The following is a 16,691-nucleotide window of genomic DNA, read 5'->3' as shown; positions in this document are numbered from 1 at the left end:
TTCTAACAATAATAGGATATAAACCCGCGATGCGGTACTTTCATTAAATAATGTGGCACCTTAAGCGGTAGTATGGGGGAAAACATGAACCGAGCGTTTGAAATGATGTATCTTTTAATGCAAAAAAAATGTATGACTGCAGGGGAGCTTGCTAAGCATTTTGAAGTTTCTACTCGAACAATTTACCGAGATATTGACGAATTATCGGCAGCAGGGATTCCTGTATATGCTACAAAAGGAAGAGGTGGCGGAATCCAGTTACTTGAAAACTTTATCCTTGATAAGTCTTTGCTATCCGAAGAAGATCAGGATGAAATATTATTTGCATTGCAGAGTTTGAAGGCAACGAATGCAGGAACTGGTGATCATATATCAGAGCGGCTTGCCGGATTGTTTCAAAAAAGTAGTAAGGACTGGATTGATATTGATTTTTCCCATTGGGGAAGTTCAAATCATGAAAAAGATAAGTTTAAAAAATTAAAAGAAGCGATTTTGACAAAAAGATTTGTAAGATTTTCATATTATAATGCAAATGGGAAAACAAGCATGCGTAAAGTAGAACCGATGAAACTAATATTTAAAGGTGGAAATTGGTATTTACAAGCATACTGTTTGATAAGAAATAGCTTTCGTACCTTTAAAGTGCTACGAATGGATGAGGTTGAAGTTTTATCTGAGAATTTCTTAGAGAGAGAGGAAATCATGCCTGAATTACCAGGTTACTGGGATGAAGGGGAGAGTATAGAGTTTCAACTATTATTTACAGAACGTGTTTCGTACCGAGTTTATGATGAATTTCCTAAAAAGCAAATCAAAAGAAACCAAGATGGAACCTTACTAGTTACCGCAAGATATAATAAAGGTGAGTGGCTTACTGGATATTTACTTTCTTATGGGACAGATTTGACAATTATTTCACCGGAGGAACAGCGTGAAAATTTAAAAAAGGTATCTTCCATTATTTTGAATAAATATAGTTAATTTTATAATATGACAAACTCATGTCATATTAACTATGTTAGGATAACCTTATCAACAAAACGTAAAGTTTTTATGTGTGTTTTGTTGGAATAACAAGAAGAAAGGAATAAGGTTATGAGTGAAAAGATTTTTTGCCAAAGCTGTGGAATGCCAATGACAAAGGAGGAGCATTTTGCTTCAAACGCAGATGGTAGTAAAAATGAAGACTATTGTTGCTATTGTTTTAAAGAAGGTGAGTTTACTTCTGACTGTTCTATGGATGAAATGATTGAATTTTGTTTGAATTGTGAGGGCTCAGAAGAATGGTTTCCAGATAAAGAGCTTGGAAGAAAGCAAATGCAAGAATGGTTTCCAAGTTTAAAACGTTGGAAAGAGGCATAATATAATAAAAAAAAGTAAGTATAAAGGGTATATCTGTTGCACAGTATTGTTGAAACAGATATACTCTTTTTAAATTATAAAGAGTTAATCCTGTTAAAGTAAAATGCTTTAATAAGATATCTCGTTACTTCGTGATAGCGTTAGTGTGAAGGTGTGATTTATAGATTTTTTTATCTTTATAAAAATTATTTTTCCTATATAAATAGAGAACTTTGTGGTTATTTAGAATGAGATGTCAAGAAAAAGGCATTGAATATTTTTGAGATTACGTGTAAAATAGATTAGTAGTCAGAATTTTACGGATAATTTTCGATAATATATGGCATTTTCAGCTCAAATATCATAAAAAGAAGAAATATATTACATATTTTTCTAGATTAAATATGTGAATCTTATAAAGTTAGAGGTATTAGATAGTTAATAAGGTTATATTTTGTATAAATTAATTGTAGAAAGCATTTAAACTAGTTAGAAAGGAAGAGGCAATTATGGAAAAGAAAACAATCGCAGTACTGTTTGGAGGAATGTCTTCAGAGCATGAGGTTTCCTGCATTTCAGCAGCTACAATCATTTCAAATATTGATAGCAACTATTACGAGACAGTTTTAATTGGAATAACAAAAGAGGGTAATTGGCTAAAAGTAGAATCCTTAGAAGATATTAAATCAGGAGAATGGGTAAAGAGTAAGACCTCTGCAATTATTTCACCAGACAAAACACAAAGTGCCATTTTGTTGATTCATGGTAATCATGTTGAAAAACAAAAGGTGGATGTTGTGTTCCCAGCGCTTCATGGACTTTATGGAGAAGACGGAACAGTACAAGGATTGCTTGAATTATCTGGAATTCCATACGTTGGATGTGGAGTATTAGCTTCTGCGGTTGCCATGGATAAATTGTATACTAAGATTATTGTTGATACATTAGGAATTCGTCAGGCAGCTTATGTATCAGTGAATGCGAAAGACTTGTCAGATATGAACGCTGTTGTTGAAAAAGTAGAGAAACTTGGATATCCAGTGTTTATAAAACCATCCAATGCCGGTTCTTCACAAGGTGTTACAAAGGCACACAATAGAGATGAATTAGTTACTGGATTAAGAAAAGCAAGTGAGCATGATAGAAAAATCTTAGTGGAAGAAACCATTATCGGTAGAGAAATTGAATGTGCAGTTCTTGGAAGTAACGATGTAAGAGCATCAGGAGTTGGTGAAATTCTTGCAGCTGCAGAATTTTATGATTATGATGCAAAATACAATAATGCAGATAGTAAAACGGTTATTTCACCAGAATTACCAGCTGGAAAAGAAGCTGAATTCAGAGATTATGCCGTTAAGATTTTTAAAGCAATTGATGGTTTTGGCCTTGCAAGAGTAGACTTTTTCTTAGAGAAAGATACGAATGAAATTGTATTTAATGAGATAAATACATTGCCTGGATTCACTGCAATTAGTATGTATCCAATGCTTTGGGAAGCAAAGGGAATTAGTAAAAATCAATTGGTTGAAAAATTAATTCAGTCTGCTTTTACTAGAAAATAGAGAGACACAGGAGGACTTTGCGATGACAAAGGACGTCATTGTTTCTATTGCTGGCTTACAATATGAGATAGGCGAGGAAGAAGCGGTAGAAATCATAAGTCGCGGAGAATATTATTATAGAAACAATAAACATTACGTTAGATATGAAGAGTTAACTGAGGAAGATGGATTTCCTTGTAAACTAACGAATTGTACTTTAAAAATTTCAAATGATAAAATTGATTTGATGAAAAAAGGTGCAAGTAATGTGCATATGGTATTTGAACGTGGTAAGAGTAACTTAACATATTACAATACACCTTTTGGTGATTTAATGCTAGGAATTCATACAAAAACAATTGATATTAAGGAAGAAGATTCCCTTATTGAGGTTGTCCTTACGTATGGACTTGACATTAATTATGGGCATGTTTCCGATTGTACATTGAATATAAAAATACAACCGAATCCAACGAAGGATTAACTTGAAATTATTTATTTTATATATATTGACTTTTCCATGCAAAGTAATATTATGTAAGTAGAACGTAGCAATGTGAAAGGGAATATAATATGAAATTTCAAGGGAAAAATGGAGCATGGTGGTATCTTGTAATGATATTTTTTAATGCAATGTTTATTACAGCGATGTTTTCTCCAGATAAAACAGGAGGAAGAGCTGGGCTATTCATTGCAATTCTTCTTTGGGTGATTTGTGATATATTTATGTTTCATATTACTTTTAAGAACTATATTTTGCTGGAGGAAGAGGAACTCATTATATTCTTTGGACCGGTAAAGCAAAGAATAAAATACAGAGAGATTGTATCTTTAAAGCCAACCCATAATCCACTTTCTTCCTTGGCAGTATCACTTGACCGTCTTATGATACAATGGAGGCGTGGTAGTGTGTTTGTTGCAGTTAAAGAGAAACAAGTCTTTATAGATCAATTGTGCTTAAAGAATCCAGAGATTCATGTGATTAAAAAATAATACATTGTAATTATATCAAATTGAAAATAGAACGATAAAATACTAAAAAAATGGACTGCTAGGAATTGATGTTGCTAGCTGTCCATTTTTTTCGTTTATTTTTTTGAATCTTCCGATTTTTTCATGACTTTATCTTTCATTCTTTGGAAGAACTTCTTTTTCTCAGGTTTTTGTTCTAGACCACCACGAAGTCCCTTAACACCGATAATGTAAATTCCACTGATTACTGCTTTTACTTCTTTCTTCACTGGAATGGAATCAAAAATCTTTTCTTCACACATTAAAGTAGCAACTTTTGGTCCAATTTTTGCTTTAACAACCGGAACTTTAGCTCTACGTAAGTATTTTGGGGTTTGATCTAAAACGATTTGTGGAAATCCCGCTTCTTTTAACTTCATTCGCTTTTTATCTATAACTAAGATTGAAAAAGTTTGCGAATTTGCTCTTATTTCTGCTTGAGAAGCCTCTGATTTTTTTTGAAGCTTTCTACCATATATAGATAAAGCGACAAATGCCACTACAACAATTACTAGAATAACCAATAAAACAATCTGCCAAGCCGACATAAAATACCTCCTTCCATTATGTAATCCCATAAACGATAGGCTTGTACATACATGTGCAATGAATGCAAAATCCCATCGTTTCTAGATGGTCACGGGTAATATTGTAACATTATTTTACTAAAAAGAAAATAGTTAAAAAGAAAATCTTATTGAAGTCAATGAATGCTTATAAAAGTGATTTATCTTCTTCTAACATTCCAGCGATAACTTCACGAACATGTGCACCAAGTGCTTTTTTTGTTTCTTTTGGAACCTCATTTGGATAGATTGGTTTACCATAATGAATAATAACGTGAGCTTTCTTTACCCAAGGAAATTGCTTTTCAAAAACGGCATCTGAATTTGTAATTGCAACGGGTATAATTGCACATCCAGTTTTTTCAGCCATTTTTAGACTGCCTTCCTTAAATGGAAGCATTTCATCGCTTTGACTTCTTGTACCTTCTGGCATAATGAACATGGAATAACCTTGTTTCATATACTCGACACCTTGAAGTATTGTCTTTAGACCGGCTTTTAAATCATCTCGATCAAGAAATAGACAATTTAAATTTTTCATCCACCAACTAAAGATAGGAACTTTTGCAATTTCTTTTTTAGCTACAAATCCTGTAAGGGTTGGTACTGTTATATATCCCATAGGAATATCAGCAAAACCGCGATGATTTGCTGCGTATAATACAGCCTCATCTTTTGGTACATTTTCAAGGCCAAGTACGGTACGTTTTGTTCCTGCAAACACTAGAACAAATCGAAAGCCCCAGGCTACAATTATTTGCGATATCTTAGTTTTAAGACGTGGATTAAATCGTCCGATAATCCATAGAATGAAATACACTGGTAATGTCACAATACAAAATAATACCAATGCTAATACAACTAAAAACGTTCTCATAGTAGTCCTCTTTCTTTTCTAAATCTGTTTTCATAAAAAGTATTATATCATGAATAAAAAAAAATACCAATAGTTGATAAAGTGTGGGAATTCAAAGAGCAGATATTTTCCTTTTTATATCTAACATATGCAAGTGTAAGCTATTTCACCATTGAAGAAATCGAATTTATGAATATTTTTACCCATATATGTATTAGGTAAAAGTAATAATAGTTATTATAGCGTTTTACCATTCTAACATTAATGTATGGAATTCCCAGTTATCTGTTTTGGGAATTCGGTGTAAAACACTATAAATCGACCGGTTTTTAATGATTTTCTGCTATTAATGTTTCCTTTTTTTATGTATAAAATGCACTCGTGCGGAGAGAATATACTTGAGGCAAAAAAAATGCTTATCATATTCTAACCTAGAAAGGTAGGGGTGCAAACAGTGAAAAAACAAAAGTTAAGTGAACTTGCGAAAGGCAAAGGTGTTTACGCATTTTTGTTGGTGGGAGTGTTCGTGATCGTTACAGCTGTTTTGATATCCGTAAACAATCAATCCGGACAGCAGCCACAACAAAACAATTTAGTGGACTTAAATGAAGATCCTCTTGATGTCGCACAAAATAATGAAGACAAAAGTGCAACACCTAACACAGATGAAGTGGATAGTCATAAAGGTACAGAGGAAGTAGCCAATAATGAAGATTTAACAGGTCGCGATCGACCATCTACATTACCAGGCGGTGACTCCATAAGTAACACAAATGAAAATACTGAAGTTGCAACGAATGCTAACGAGCTATCAACTGCAAATACAGAAGTTGCAAATAAGCCAGTAGAAGAAGAGGTAAAGCCAGTAATTAACACAACCCTTGAGTCTTTAAATTTTAGTCCAGACAATGGTCTTACATGGCCACTTCAAGGAAAAATAATTATGGAGTATAGCGATAATCGTACCGTATATCATCAAACATTACAGCAATTTAAAGTAAATCCAGCGATATTAATTCAAGGAGAAGTTGGTTCTGAAGTTTTGGCGGCAGCAAAAGGTATTGTTGCTAGCGTTGAAGTTAAACCGGATACCGGAATAACATTAACGATGGACATAGGAAACGGTTACAAGCTTGTATATGGTCAATTGCAAGAAAGTAACTTAAAAGCTGGTGATGTAGTTGAAGAAGGTGAAGTAATAGGTAAGCTTGATAAAGTAAGTAAGTATTATTCCGTTGAAGGAACTAATTTATACTTTCAAGTACAAAATTCGGACTCAACTGTGAATCCAATGTCATTATTAAAAGAAGAAGAGTAGCGAATATCGTAATTGGGTATTGGTGGAGGAGAGTGAATGTGTTGCACTCTCCTTTTTTAATTGATAGGAGGATACCTATGACGCAATCAGGTGGTTGGTTACTTTTGCAAAAAGGGGGTAAGTGTGAGAATGTGCTACGTACATACTTTGTTTTAAAATAAACATAACGTCGAAAGGATTATTGATATGATAGACACAAAATATGAGCGATATCATATTATATTAAAAAGGAGGGAAACGGAGTACATATCTAAAAATTAGCAGCCGAGATCCTCCTACAAATCAGTGTCTTCTTTTTATAAAAAACCGTTTTGTCGGTTGCTTGACATAGATATTAAAAAGGAGCTGTTGCAAAATGTAGTTAGCGTTATTAGAAACGTTAGCTACATTTTGCAACAGCTCCTTTTTTCATTAATATACGATCGCCACATTTTCATATATTACATAGATGCGATATAAACGTACATCATAATATAGTGACACAAACTACCACCGATACAAAAAAGATGAAAAATTTCATGAGAACCAAAGTTCTTATGTTTATTATTAAAAAGAGGAAGTTTAAGTGCATAAATTACGCCGCCTACGGTATAAATGATACCACCAGCTAATAACCAGCCAAAAGCCTTTGCAGGTAATGCTTGAAGGATCTGTGGTAAAGCTAAAATGCATAACCAACCCATGATAATATAGATTGCAGCGCTTACCCATTTTGGACAATGAATAAAAAATAAAGATTGAAAACAACCTATAATAGCAAAGCTCCAAATGATAGCAAAAAGAACAATTCCAGTTTTATTTCCAAGTGCAACTAAGCAAATCGGTGAGTAGGAGCCAGCAATCAAAACATAAATCATCATATGATCAATCTTACGTAATCGAGTATTGGTTTGCTCTGAGATATCAAATGAATGATATACTGTACTAGCTGTATATAGTAATATGACACCAGCCATAAATAAAATCATTGAAATTCCTTGCAGCGTACCACCAAGATGAAATGCCTTTATAATAAGAGGAGGAGCTGCAAAAACTGCAAGAATGACAGCTATTAAGTGTGTAATTGCACTACCTGGGTCTTTAAAATGAAATGTCTCGTTGTTAGAAACTTTTTTAGTGTTTGATGAGTCGTGAATCATATTAGCCCTTCTTTCTTGTAATTTTTTTAAAATAAAATATAATTTTTAAAATAAAAATAATTTTTTTAAAATAAGATAACATATATAGTAACCATATAGTTAATAAATATTCTTATCAAAGTTATTTTAAATATGTAATGTAGTTTTAAAAACTACATTGAATATGAGAGTATAATACTACACTTTATTTTAAAATGCAATAGGAAAGTAAGAAATTTTATGCTATAATAAAACCTGAAAATCAAGTATTTACTATTTGAATATAGAAATTAGGATTATTTTGTTAAAATAAATAGATTTATGTTTTAAGTTTATAAGAAGGAAGGTTGACAAAGATGGATTTAAACGTTGGAGACATTATAAAATTAAAAAAACAGCACCCATGTGGAAGTAATGAGTGGGAAATTCTTCGAGTCGGCATTGACTTTCGTTTAAAATGTAAAGGCTGTGATCATCAAATTATGATACCAAGAAAGCAAGTAGAAAAGAGTATTAGACAAGTAATACCTGCAAAGCAGTAAAATACAAAACTTGAAATAACCTTATGCTAGATGTTTAAATACTTTGAATTATTTTGTGAATATTTAGGACTTGAACACGAATGAATTCTATGATATAATACCAAATTGTGATATGTTACACATTAATTCCTTGCTCTATGACAAGCATAGGGCCAGAGACCAAAAGGAGGTGCACGCAACTATGAATCAATATGAATTATCCTTAGTTGTAAATGCAAAAATCGAGGATGAAGCTAGAAATGCTGCAGTAGAAGCTGTAAAAGATCTTATTACAAAATTCGGCGGTACAATTACTAACGTTGATGATTGGGGTAAGAAGAGACTAGCTTACGAAATCCAAAAGATGAAAGAAGGATATTACTATTTCATCCAATTCGATGCTGATTCTACAACTCCAAACGAAATCGAACAAAGACTTCGTATTATGGAAAATGTAATCAGATTTTTATGCATTAGACGGGACGCATAGTAAAGGAGGTTTTTCCTTATATGAACAAAGTCATTTTAATGGGTAGACTCACAAGAGACCCAGAAGTTAGATACTCTCAGGGCGAAAGTTCTTTAGCAATTGCTAGATTTACTTTAGCAGTAGATCGTAGATTCAAACGCCAAGGTGAAGCTGATGCAGATTTCATTTCTTGTGTAGCGTTTGGTAAAACAGCAGAACATGCAGAGAAGTATTATAGACAAGGTCTTAAAATCGCAGTTACTGGTAGAATACAAACAGGTAGCTATACGAATAAAGAAGGTCAAAAAGTTTATACAACAGAAGTTGTGGTAGAAGAATCTGAATTTGCTGAAAGCAAAAGCGCAAGTGAAAACAGTGGATTCCAAGCAACATCAAGACCTACTCCAAGTGCAGCTATTGGTGACGGCTTTATGAATATTCCTGATGGAATTGATGAAGAACTACCATTTAACTAAACTTGTGTAATCAACCTAACATGTATAAGAATATCATAACAAATTTTGTTATGTTTTAAGAATTTGGATAAGGAGGTAATAGTCATGGCTTTTAATAAAGATAAAAGTGATAAGGGTGATGCTCCAATGAAGAGAAGAGTAACCCGTAGAAGAAAGAAAGTTTGTGTATTCTGTGCTGACAAAAATCACACAGGTATCGACTATAAGGATGTAAATAAATTAAAGAGATACGTTTCTGAAAGAGGTAAAATTCTTCCTAGAAGAATTACTGGAAACTGTGCTAAGCACCAAAGAGCTCTTACAGTAGCTGTTAAACGTGCTCGTCACATCGCTTTAATGCCATACACATTAGATTAATTATAAATTGATCGATGATTATGAAGGCCTGGTAAATGTATTTACCAGGCCTTTATATAGTGTGCCCAGCATGGGCGCAATCTAATGGGTTAAAGTCCCTAACACAGCCTAGTAGTGGCAAGTGTATAGCCCAAGACAAGGGTGTCGTTCGTGAGGGCGAATCTGAAGGAAGTCCGTGGGCAAATCTCTGGTCTGACGAACAGAAATCACATACAAGGCATTAATTAAGGATAAGATTGCTATACAAATCGAAGTCCAATAACTACTCGAAATTAATTAATGTAAATGTGGCAGATAGATGGAGAGGAAGATTGCGTTCTTACCTGGGGAGGTCTTAGTGATACGTCATGGAAGTGAACTCTGAAATGACAACCCATGCAGTGATGTATGGCTGAACACTAAGAAGTCAGCAGAGGTCATAGTACCGGAGGTAGTCGACGACCTTTGGGAAGGACTGAACAATAGGAGGTTTTGAAAGTTTGAAAGAAACAAAGAAATGTGATGACAGCAGACAACTGAATACAGAATCAGGTCATTTGCAAAAGGATAGAGTGGAACTCGAAAGCTATGCAAAGGCGCCGAGCATTTCTATGACGTCGGATAACAGACAGAACGCCCGAAGAGAATATCACTATGGATTGCTAGAGAAAATCATTAGTAATGAAAATCTAAATGAAGCCTTTAAACGTGTAAAGAAGAATAAAGGAAGTCATGGAATCGACAAGATGGGAGTAGATGAACTTCTACCATATCTAAGAAGTCATGGCGAAGAGCTTAAGCAATCCATAGCAGATGGAAGTTATAAACCGAATCCCGTAAGAAGGGTAGAGATACCAAAGGATAACGGGAAAACAAGACCATTAGGGATACCAACTGTAGTAGACCGAGTGATACAACAGGCAGTATCACAAGTACTAACGCCAATCTTTGAGAAGAAATTTTCAGAGAATAGTTATGGATTTAGACCAAATCGAAACGCGCATCAAGCAATTCTAAAATGTAAAGAATACATGGATGAAGGCTATAAATGGGCGGTAGATATAGATTTAGAAAAGTACTTTGATACTGTCAACCACGATAGGTTAATTGGGCTGATTTATAAAGAAGTCAAGGATATACGAGTAATCGGACTGATAAGGAAGTATCTAAATGCAGGAGTGATGGAAAAGGGATTAGTAAGTGCTACTGTAGAAGGGGTGCCTCAAGGTGGGAACTTATCTCCACTATTAAGTAATATCATGTTGCATGAACTAGATATGGAATTAGAACGAAGAGGACTTAAGTTCTGCCGTTATGCAGATGATTGCAATGTATACGTGAAATCAAAGAAATCAGCAGAGCGAGTTATGAAAAGTATCACGGAGTTTATAGAAAAGGACTTGAAGCTTAAAGTTAACAAAGAGAAAAGTAAGGTAGACCGACCATGGAAACTAAAATATTTAGGATATACCTTTTACAATAAGAAAGGTGAAATGGGAATAAGAGTACATCAAGTTTCTGTTAAGAAGTTAAAAGGAAAACTTAAGAGTATCACTGGAAGAAGTAATGCAATGAGTATGGAACTCAGAGCTATTAAACTAAAACAATTAATTGTTGGCTGGATAAGTTACTTCAAACTAGCAGATATGAAAGGTACCTTACGAGAACTTGATGAGTGGCTAAGAAGACGTTTACGTCTTTGTTACTGGAAACAGTGGAAAAAGATTAAAACGAAACATGATAACTTAGTTAAACTAGGGGTAGAGAATTGGAAAGCATGGGAACATGCGAATACAAGGAAAGGCTACTGGAGAATCTCCAATAGCCCAATCTTAAATTCAACTCTTACCAATAAATATCTTAGAGAACAAGGTTTTATAACACTTAGTGAAAGATATTCGCAAATAAGGTAATCTTATTGAACCGCCGTATACCGAACGGTACGTACGGTGGTGTGAGAGGACGGAAATTCAATTAATGAATTTCCTCCTACTCGATTTTAAAGTAAGAGAATTAATAAGGCTGTTACATGACGAAGGTTGTGTAATGGCTTTTTTTATGCACTTAAAAGTTTTTAGAAGAGACTAAGCTGCTGAATGGTCAAATAAAGACTCTAAATACACTTATTTGGAAAATATTTTGCTATATTTTTCTTGACAATAAAATAAAAAATATGTAAAATAATCAAAAAATTATAGACAAACTTCTTGAAAAGAGATGTACGCAAAGCTATAGGGCCCTTTAAGGTAGATAGTTGCGAGGTTTAAATTTTTGCGTACCCTTTTGTGTACTTTTTTTATGTAGATCTTAACAGACTTCCGAAAAGAGGAGGTAATGTGTAAAAAGGTAGCCAGAAAAAACAGCGTGCAAAAGAGTGAAGATTTAGACTTCGTTATGATTGTTATCTAGATGGCTTACATGATTTTAGATGAACTGCAATAATTGATTGTATTAGAAGAAAGTACGTTATGGAGTTTTCCAGCAATGTAACTTTTTAATATTGATCACTTATTGCATTTTTTTGCTTTGAACAATTTTTACAAAAACAATTTGTACGGTTTTGGAGGTAATTTTGAAGAAAATTTTGTTTCGATCAATAGTATTATGTTTGGTCATTACAGCTTTTGTTATGTTTGCTGTGTGCTTAGGAGTAGTATTTATAGAACAAAGCAAGAGTTCTTTTAAAGGGCTTAGTGAGATGCTTGAACAAGTTGAGATTTCGTATGAAAATAGTAAGTTAGTTATTGAAGAGAAAGAAGAGATGTTCAAAGAAGATTATTTGAATAGGGCATACGCCATACGATACATATTAGAGAATAATCCAGAGCAAAGTTGTAATACTTCAACGCTAAAAAAGATAAAAGAATTGATGGAAGTGGAATCTATACACATCTTAGACGATAGGGGGACAATCATTTATAGCAGTGATGAGAAATCCATAGGATTAGATTTACGAGAGTATCAAGAGGCATCTCCTTTTTGGAAGTTGATAGAGAGCAAAGATTTAGATGCAAATGTAGTTCAGCTGGATGGAATTAAGATATTAGGACAAGAAAATCAAATCTATATTGGGGTAAAATCAAATTCGGAATTGTTTTCTGTAGTCCAAATCGGTTTAAATCCAAGTGTTTTAGAAAACTTATTAGCAAGTGATACGATTGCATCAATCGTAAATAAAACCCCTACTATATATGAGAAAACAATATTTTTAATTGATAAAGAGAGTGGGGAAATTGAAGGAATTACAAGGAATAATGAGCAAGACTTAAACTTTGCTAATGTACATACTAAGGAGGAGTTCATTGCTATACTCCAAGAAGGGAAAAAAGGGAGAATAGTTAAAATTAATGGATCCTTGAAATATTTAAAAACAAAGGAGATAGGGAATAAGATTATAGGTGCCTATGTACAAGCAGAAGTAGTATTCAATGCAATAAGACTTCAATTTTTGGAGTTATGTAGTGTCGTAGTACTTATTATTATGAGTGCATGGATGAGCTTAAACCACTATGTAAAAAAATACATCTTGAAGGATCTTTTCTCGATCGAGTTTAATATTAAGCAATTAATAGAAGGTTGTTATGATATTACATTTGAAACAGACTATAATACAGAGTTAAGAAAAATATGTGGAATATTAAATGACTGGAAGGATAGCTACAAAACTAAGGCTGAGAGAATGTCAAGAATTATAAGTACCATCGATGGCCACGTAGCAGTATTTGAATGTTTATATTCAATTAATCAGAATTTTTTCTCTGATAATATTCAAAGTATTTTAGGTATAGATGATAATGTATGGAATGAAATAAAGTCGACACCAAAGGGATTTGAGCGCTACGTGAAGTATTTGGATTCCACTGCTAAGAATGATGATGGAATGATTGAGATAAACGGTAGATATATTAGTATTGCATCATTTCATTCAAAGGATGAATTTTATGGAATGATACTTGACAATACTGAAGATGAAGTTCAGATGAAACAAATTAAACAAGCACTTCATAATGTTCAAGAGAAAGCGGAAACAGATCCATTAACTAAGTTAATGAATAGAGGGGGGTTAGAGAAGAATGTTAAACAATATTTGGATAATAACTCAGAAAAAGGAATTATGCTCATCTTTGATCTTGATAATTTTAAATCAGTGAATGATGCACTAGGGCACCCAGAAGGGGATAAACTACTGAAGAAATTTGCTGTTTGTTTGGTTTCCAGTTTTAGAAAACATGATGTTATTGCAAGATTGGGCGGGGATGAGTTTGCTGTTTTTATGGATACCGAACTGTCTAAGGAAGTGTTATGCAATAAGCTAAATTCTTTATTAGAGAATATACGAAGTGAATTGAGTTTTTACTATCATACATATGGAGTATCAACTAGTATTGGAGTGGCATTTGTAGATAATCTTACAAGTACTTATGAAGAGTTGTACAAATGTGCAGATGTTGCCCTATATGGAGCAAAAAAATTAGGCAAAGATAGATTTTATATTAATGAGGAGAACATTCGTTGTATGGGTAATGAGTGTAGTAAATGTACGAAGAATTGTAAAAAAAGAGAAAGACTAGATATTTAAAAGTGTTTCACTGAGGTGAATGTACTCGCCAATCGTACTTACGGTGAAAACGTGCTATGTACTTTCTTTGATCTTATAATGGAGTGTCTAAAAGAAATATTAGAAGAAGATTAAATATATTGATTGAAGAAAGTTAAAAAATATATGAGGAAGAAAAAGATAAATGAAAGCTAAAAAAAATTTAAAACTTTTAATTATTTTTATTTCTATTTTAGCGTTTGCATTTCTTATGGGTGGAATCTTGTTAGTAATTCTTTTAAGAAAAGCCGAAAGCAGAAGTTTAGAGAATGAAATTACTAATACGAGTAATTATCATAGCTATCAAATTACGAAACAATTTGAAGCTGATTTCCAAACGCTAAATACCTTAAAAAGTTTTGTGAAGTTGACAAAGGAACCGACTGAATCACTTGTTAAAGGATTGAATGAATCTACTGATAGTAATAAATTTATTAGAATATCTCTTATTTTTACAGATGATGAAGTATATCATATAACTGTGAATGATGGTATTAAACAGACTAATTTCAATAGTCTGAATGAATATTTACAGGAATCTTTAAAAGAAAGTTGGAAAGGAAAAGATTCTGTATCTAAAATTTTCTATGATACGGACTTAGAGAAAAGTATAATAGCAATATCTGTTCCAATTATAGAAGATGATAAAATAGTTGGAGTTTTAGCAGCTTATACTGACGCTTTAGAATATGTTAAATTATTGGATGATGGAATTAAGTTTAAGTCATACTTACATATTATTTCGGATACTGGTGAATATCTTATTCGCTCAAAAAATAGAATTGAGGATGAAAATACTGAATCAATTTTTTCCATGAGTGTGCAGTTTTTAGATGAAAGTGAAGTTAGAAATGCATTAGAGCAAAGAGTTAGTTATTTCTCCACATTTACAAAAGATGGAACAAAGTATTGTGTTTATTTTCTGCCGATGCAATATTATAATTGGTATTTAGTAAATATAACCCCATATTATTCAATACAGTCATGGATTATAACTCAGTTGAACTATTCTACTTTAATTTATGGTGTTATCATTCTAATCGTTGGGATATTTACTTTATATAGTTATCGTATCATAAAAAGAAATTATGCTTATCTTGAAAATATGGCATATCATGATAAATTAACTGGCGCACTAAGTCTTGGAAGGTTTAACCAGATTATGAAGGAAACAATAAATAATGGTCTGAGTTATACATTACTTAGGTTAAATATAAGGAATTTTCAATTAATTAATGATACTTTTGGAGAAAAATATGCTGATGAACTTTTATGTTTTATCGCTTCAACAATTGAACAAGGGCTACGAGATAAAGAATATTGTTGTAGAGAGAATGCAGATCAATTTGCAGTACTGATACAAGGTAATGACAAGCAGGAGATTATTACAAGAATCAATCGATGTGAAAAAAATATAAAGAAATTTTTTACAAATGCAAATAGTAGTTATGAGATTCAGTTTGGCGTCGGTGTATGTACTGAGGGTGAAGATTACAAACAGATGATGAGTAATGCCCTTTGGGCAATGAAGAAAGCAAAAGAGTTAAACGAAACATACATCTTTTTTGATACTAAATTACTCCTTTCTATCAAATTACAAAATCTGATTGAAAGTTCTATGTATACTGCCTTAAAAGAAAATGAATTTAAATTGTTTTTACAACCGAAATATGATATAAATCAAAATCAGATTATAGGTGCTGAGGCTTTAGTAAGATGGATAAAATCAGACGGAAGTATAATTTATCCTGGCGAGTTCATACCGATATTTGAAAAAAATGGTTTTTGTATCGAGTTGGATTTATATATGATTGAATTGATATGTAAAACCTTAAGAGATTGGTTAGACAAAGGATATGAAGTATATCCGATATCAGTCAATCAAACGAAGCTACTTTTTTACAAAAGTGATTATGTTGATAAAATATGTGGAATTGTATCTAAATATAATATTAGTCCTAGTTATCTTGTTTTAGAAGTTTTGGAGGGCTTAGCTCTATATGATACTAAAATATTTAATCAGAACCTTGAAAAGTTACATTTAAAAGGATTCAGGGTATCGTTAGATGATTTTGGAAGCGGGTATTCTTCATTAAGTAATTTAAATGATTTGAATGTAGATGAAATAAAGATTGACAAGAAATTTCTTGACTTCTCAGGAGATGATAGTGATGTAGAAAAGATAAGTCTTTTAGAAAATATTATTTCATTGGTTACTACTTTAGGATGTGATGTTGTTGTAGAGGGTGTTGAAACTAAAAAACATGTTGAAATTCTTAGAGATATGGATTGTAAGTTTGCACAAGGGTTTTATTTTAGTAAACCTATATCCACAAAGGAGTATGAAGATTTATTTAAGAAGGTAGGATATAATAATTCATAATCCGTTGGGATATACCACGATCCTATATCAATCATACTTTACAATGGGTAAATTAATTTTCGTACATATATTACACCTATTTTAAATAGGTGTAATATATAGAGTCCATTCTACGGGAGACTGTGGGATGGATTTTTTAAATGATAAAACTATGATAA

At 32.7% G+C, this 16,691-nt stretch carries 16 protein-coding genes; 13 read left to right on the top strand and 3 right to left on the bottom strand.

All coding sequences use genetic code 11. The features are described from left to right. The first annotated feature begins 84 nt into the window (after nucleotides 1-84). From BN4220_RS02955 to BN4220_RS02935, 5 genes are all read left to right on the top strand, one after another. Nucleotides 85-981 (top strand): helix-turn-helix transcriptional regulator, encoded by an 897-nt coding sequence (locus tag BN4220_RS02955; RefSeq protein WP_066713376.1) that lies wholly within the window; start codon nucleotides 85-87, stop codon nucleotides 979-981. A gap of 114 nt (nucleotides 982-1,095) precedes the next feature. Further along, nucleotides 1,096-1,362: a zinc ribbon domain-containing protein gene (locus BN4220_RS02950; RefSeq protein WP_066713373.1), complete on the top strand. Its 267-nt coding sequence runs from the start codon at nucleotides 1,096-1,098 to the stop codon at nucleotides 1,360-1,362. A gap of 488 nt (nucleotides 1,363-1,850) precedes the next feature. After that, nucleotides 1,851-2,903: a D-alanine--D-alanine ligase family protein gene (locus tag BN4220_RS02945; RefSeq protein ID WP_066713370.1), complete on the top strand. Its 1,053-nt coding sequence runs from the start codon at nucleotides 1,851-1,853 to the stop codon at nucleotides 2,901-2,903. Between the two features lie 22 nt (nucleotides 2,904-2,925). Beyond that, the gene (locus BN4220_RS02940) at nucleotides 2,926-3,366 is read left to right on the top strand and encodes a DUF1934 domain-containing protein (RefSeq protein WP_066713367.1); all 441 of its coding nucleotides are present in this window, start codon (nucleotides 2,926-2,928) and stop codon (nucleotides 3,364-3,366) included. Between the two features lie 89 nt (nucleotides 3,367-3,455). Continuing rightward, on the top strand, nucleotides 3,456-3,875 hold the full coding sequence (locus BN4220_RS02935; protein WP_066713364.1) for a PH domain-containing protein: 420 nt from the start codon (nucleotides 3,456-3,458) through the stop codon (nucleotides 3,873-3,875). Between the two features lie 95 nt (nucleotides 3,876-3,970). On the opposite strand, the gene BN4220_RS02930 is transcribed toward BN4220_RS02935, so the two are convergent. Together BN4220_RS02930 and BN4220_RS02925 are read right to left on the bottom strand one after the other, a co-directional pair. Then, complete coding sequence (locus tag BN4220_RS02930; protein WP_066713360.1) at nucleotides 3,971-4,441, bottom strand: hypothetical protein; 471 nt, start codon at nucleotides 4,439-4,441, stop codon at nucleotides 3,971-3,973. 166 nt (nucleotides 4,442-4,607) lie between these two features. Beyond that, complete coding sequence (locus BN4220_RS02925) at nucleotides 4,608-5,336, bottom strand: lysophospholipid acyltransferase family protein (protein WP_066713358.1); 729 nt, start codon at nucleotides 5,334-5,336, stop codon at nucleotides 4,608-4,610. Between the two features lie 433 nt (nucleotides 5,337-5,769). Between BN4220_RS02925 and BN4220_RS02920 the strand changes: the two genes are divergently transcribed. Beyond that, complete coding sequence (locus BN4220_RS02920; RefSeq protein ID WP_148401678.1) at nucleotides 5,770-6,633, top strand: M23 family metallopeptidase; 864 nt, start codon at nucleotides 5,770-5,772, stop codon at nucleotides 6,631-6,633. A 440-nt stretch (nucleotides 6,634-7,073) separates the two neighbouring features. On the opposite strand, the gene BN4220_RS02915 is transcribed toward BN4220_RS02920, so the two are convergent. Then, nucleotides 7,074-7,772, bottom strand: coding sequence for a PAQR family membrane homeostasis protein TrhA (locus tag BN4220_RS02915; protein WP_066713352.1), 699 nt, complete (start codon nucleotides 7,770-7,772; stop codon nucleotides 7,074-7,076). Nucleotides 7,773-8,107: 335 nt separating this feature from the next. Between BN4220_RS02915 and BN4220_RS02910 the strand changes: the two genes are divergently transcribed. The 7 genes from BN4220_RS02910 to BN4220_RS02875 all read left to right on the top strand — a co-directional run bounded on the left by BN4220_RS02910 (nucleotide 8,108) and on the right by BN4220_RS02875 (nucleotide 16,533). After that, nucleotides 8,108-8,293, top strand: a complete 186-nt coding sequence (locus tag BN4220_RS02910) for a DUF951 domain-containing protein (RefSeq protein ID WP_066713349.1) — start codon at nucleotides 8,108-8,110, stop codon at nucleotides 8,291-8,293. A 181-nt stretch (nucleotides 8,294-8,474) separates the two neighbouring features. Further along, a complete protein-coding gene (gene rpsF / locus BN4220_RS02905; RefSeq protein WP_066713346.1) occupies nucleotides 8,475-8,762 on the top strand; it encodes a 30S ribosomal protein S6 in 288 nt (95 codons plus the stop codon). Between the two features lie 20 nt (nucleotides 8,763-8,782). Continuing rightward, nucleotides 8,783-9,217 (top strand): single-stranded DNA-binding protein, encoded by a 435-nt coding sequence (locus BN4220_RS02900; protein ID WP_066713343.1) that lies wholly within the window; start codon nucleotides 8,783-8,785, stop codon nucleotides 9,215-9,217. An 84-nt stretch (nucleotides 9,218-9,301) separates the two neighbouring features. Then, entirely contained in the window at nucleotides 9,302-9,574 is a 273-nt protein-coding gene (rpsR, locus tag BN4220_RS02895; protein WP_066713341.1) for a 30S ribosomal protein S18, read from the top strand. A 479-nt stretch (nucleotides 9,575-10,053) separates the two neighbouring features. After that, nucleotides 10,054-11,466 (top strand): group II intron reverse transcriptase/maturase, encoded by a 1,413-nt coding sequence (gene ltrA, locus BN4220_RS02885; protein WP_066713335.1) that lies wholly within the window; start codon nucleotides 10,054-10,056, stop codon nucleotides 11,464-11,466. 659 nt (nucleotides 11,467-12,125) lie between these two features. Beyond that, nucleotides 12,126-14,132, top strand: coding sequence for a GGDEF domain-containing protein (locus BN4220_RS02880; RefSeq protein ID WP_066713328.1), 2,007 nt, complete (start codon nucleotides 12,126-12,128; stop codon nucleotides 14,130-14,132). Nucleotides 14,133-14,295: 163 nt separating this feature from the next. Continuing rightward, a complete protein-coding gene (locus tag BN4220_RS02875; protein ID WP_066713325.1) occupies nucleotides 14,296-16,533 on the top strand; it encodes a bifunctional diguanylate cyclase/phosphodiesterase in 2,238 nt (745 codons plus the stop codon). Nucleotides 16,534-16,691: the final 158 nt, after the last annotated feature.

The sequence above is a fragment of the Clostridium sp. Marseille-P299 genome, assembly GCF_900078195.1.
Classification (GTDB): Bacteria; Bacillota; Clostridia; order Lachnospirales; family Lachnospiraceae; genus Lachnoclostridium.
Note: the sequence above shows the minus strand (reverse complement) of the source record. Positions and strands in the feature narration are given on the sequence as shown.

Bases quoted from the DNA above. Each gene is read 5' to 3' on its own strand.
- BN4220_RS02955 (WP_066713376.1), top strand. From the start codon at position 85: ATGAACCGAGCGTTTGAAATGATGTATCTTTTAATGCAAAAAAAATGT.
- BN4220_RS02950 (WP_066713373.1), top strand. From the start codon at position 1,096: ATGAGTGAAAAGATTTTTTGCCAAAGCTGTGGAATGCCAATGACAAAG.
- BN4220_RS02945 (WP_066713370.1), top strand. From the start codon at position 1,851: ATGGAAAAGAAAACAATCGCAGTACTGTTTGGAGGAATGTCTTCAGAG.
- BN4220_RS02940 (WP_066713367.1), top strand. From the start codon at position 2,926: ATGACAAAGGACGTCATTGTTTCTATTGCTGGCTTACAATATGAGATA.
- BN4220_RS02935 (WP_066713364.1), top strand. From the start codon at position 3,456: ATGAAATTTCAAGGGAAAAATGGAGCATGGTGGTATCTTGTAATGATA.
- BN4220_RS02930 (WP_066713360.1), bottom strand. From the start codon at position 4,441: ATGTCGGCTTGGCAGATTGTTTTATTGGTTATTCTAGTAATTGTTGTA.
- BN4220_RS02925 (WP_066713358.1), bottom strand. From the start codon at position 5,336: ATGAGAACGTTTTTAGTTGTATTAGCATTGGTATTATTTTGTATTGTG.
- BN4220_RS02915 (WP_066713352.1), bottom strand. From the start codon at position 7,772: ATGATTCACGACTCATCAAACACTAAAAAAGTTTCTAACAACGAGACA.
- BN4220_RS02910 (WP_066713349.1), top strand. From the start codon at position 8,108: ATGGATTTAAACGTTGGAGACATTATAAAATTAAAAAAACAGCACCCA.
- rpsF (WP_066713346.1), top strand. From the start codon at position 8,475: ATGAATCAATATGAATTATCCTTAGTTGTAAATGCAAAAATCGAGGAT.
- BN4220_RS02900 (WP_066713343.1), top strand. From the start codon at position 8,783: ATGAACAAAGTCATTTTAATGGGTAGACTCACAAGAGACCCAGAAGTT.
- rpsR (WP_066713341.1), top strand. From the start codon at position 9,302: ATGGCTTTTAATAAAGATAAAAGTGATAAGGGTGATGCTCCAATGAAG.
- BN4220_RS02875 (WP_066713325.1), top strand. From the start codon at position 14,296: ATGAAAGCTAAAAAAAATTTAAAACTTTTAATTATTTTTATTTCTATT.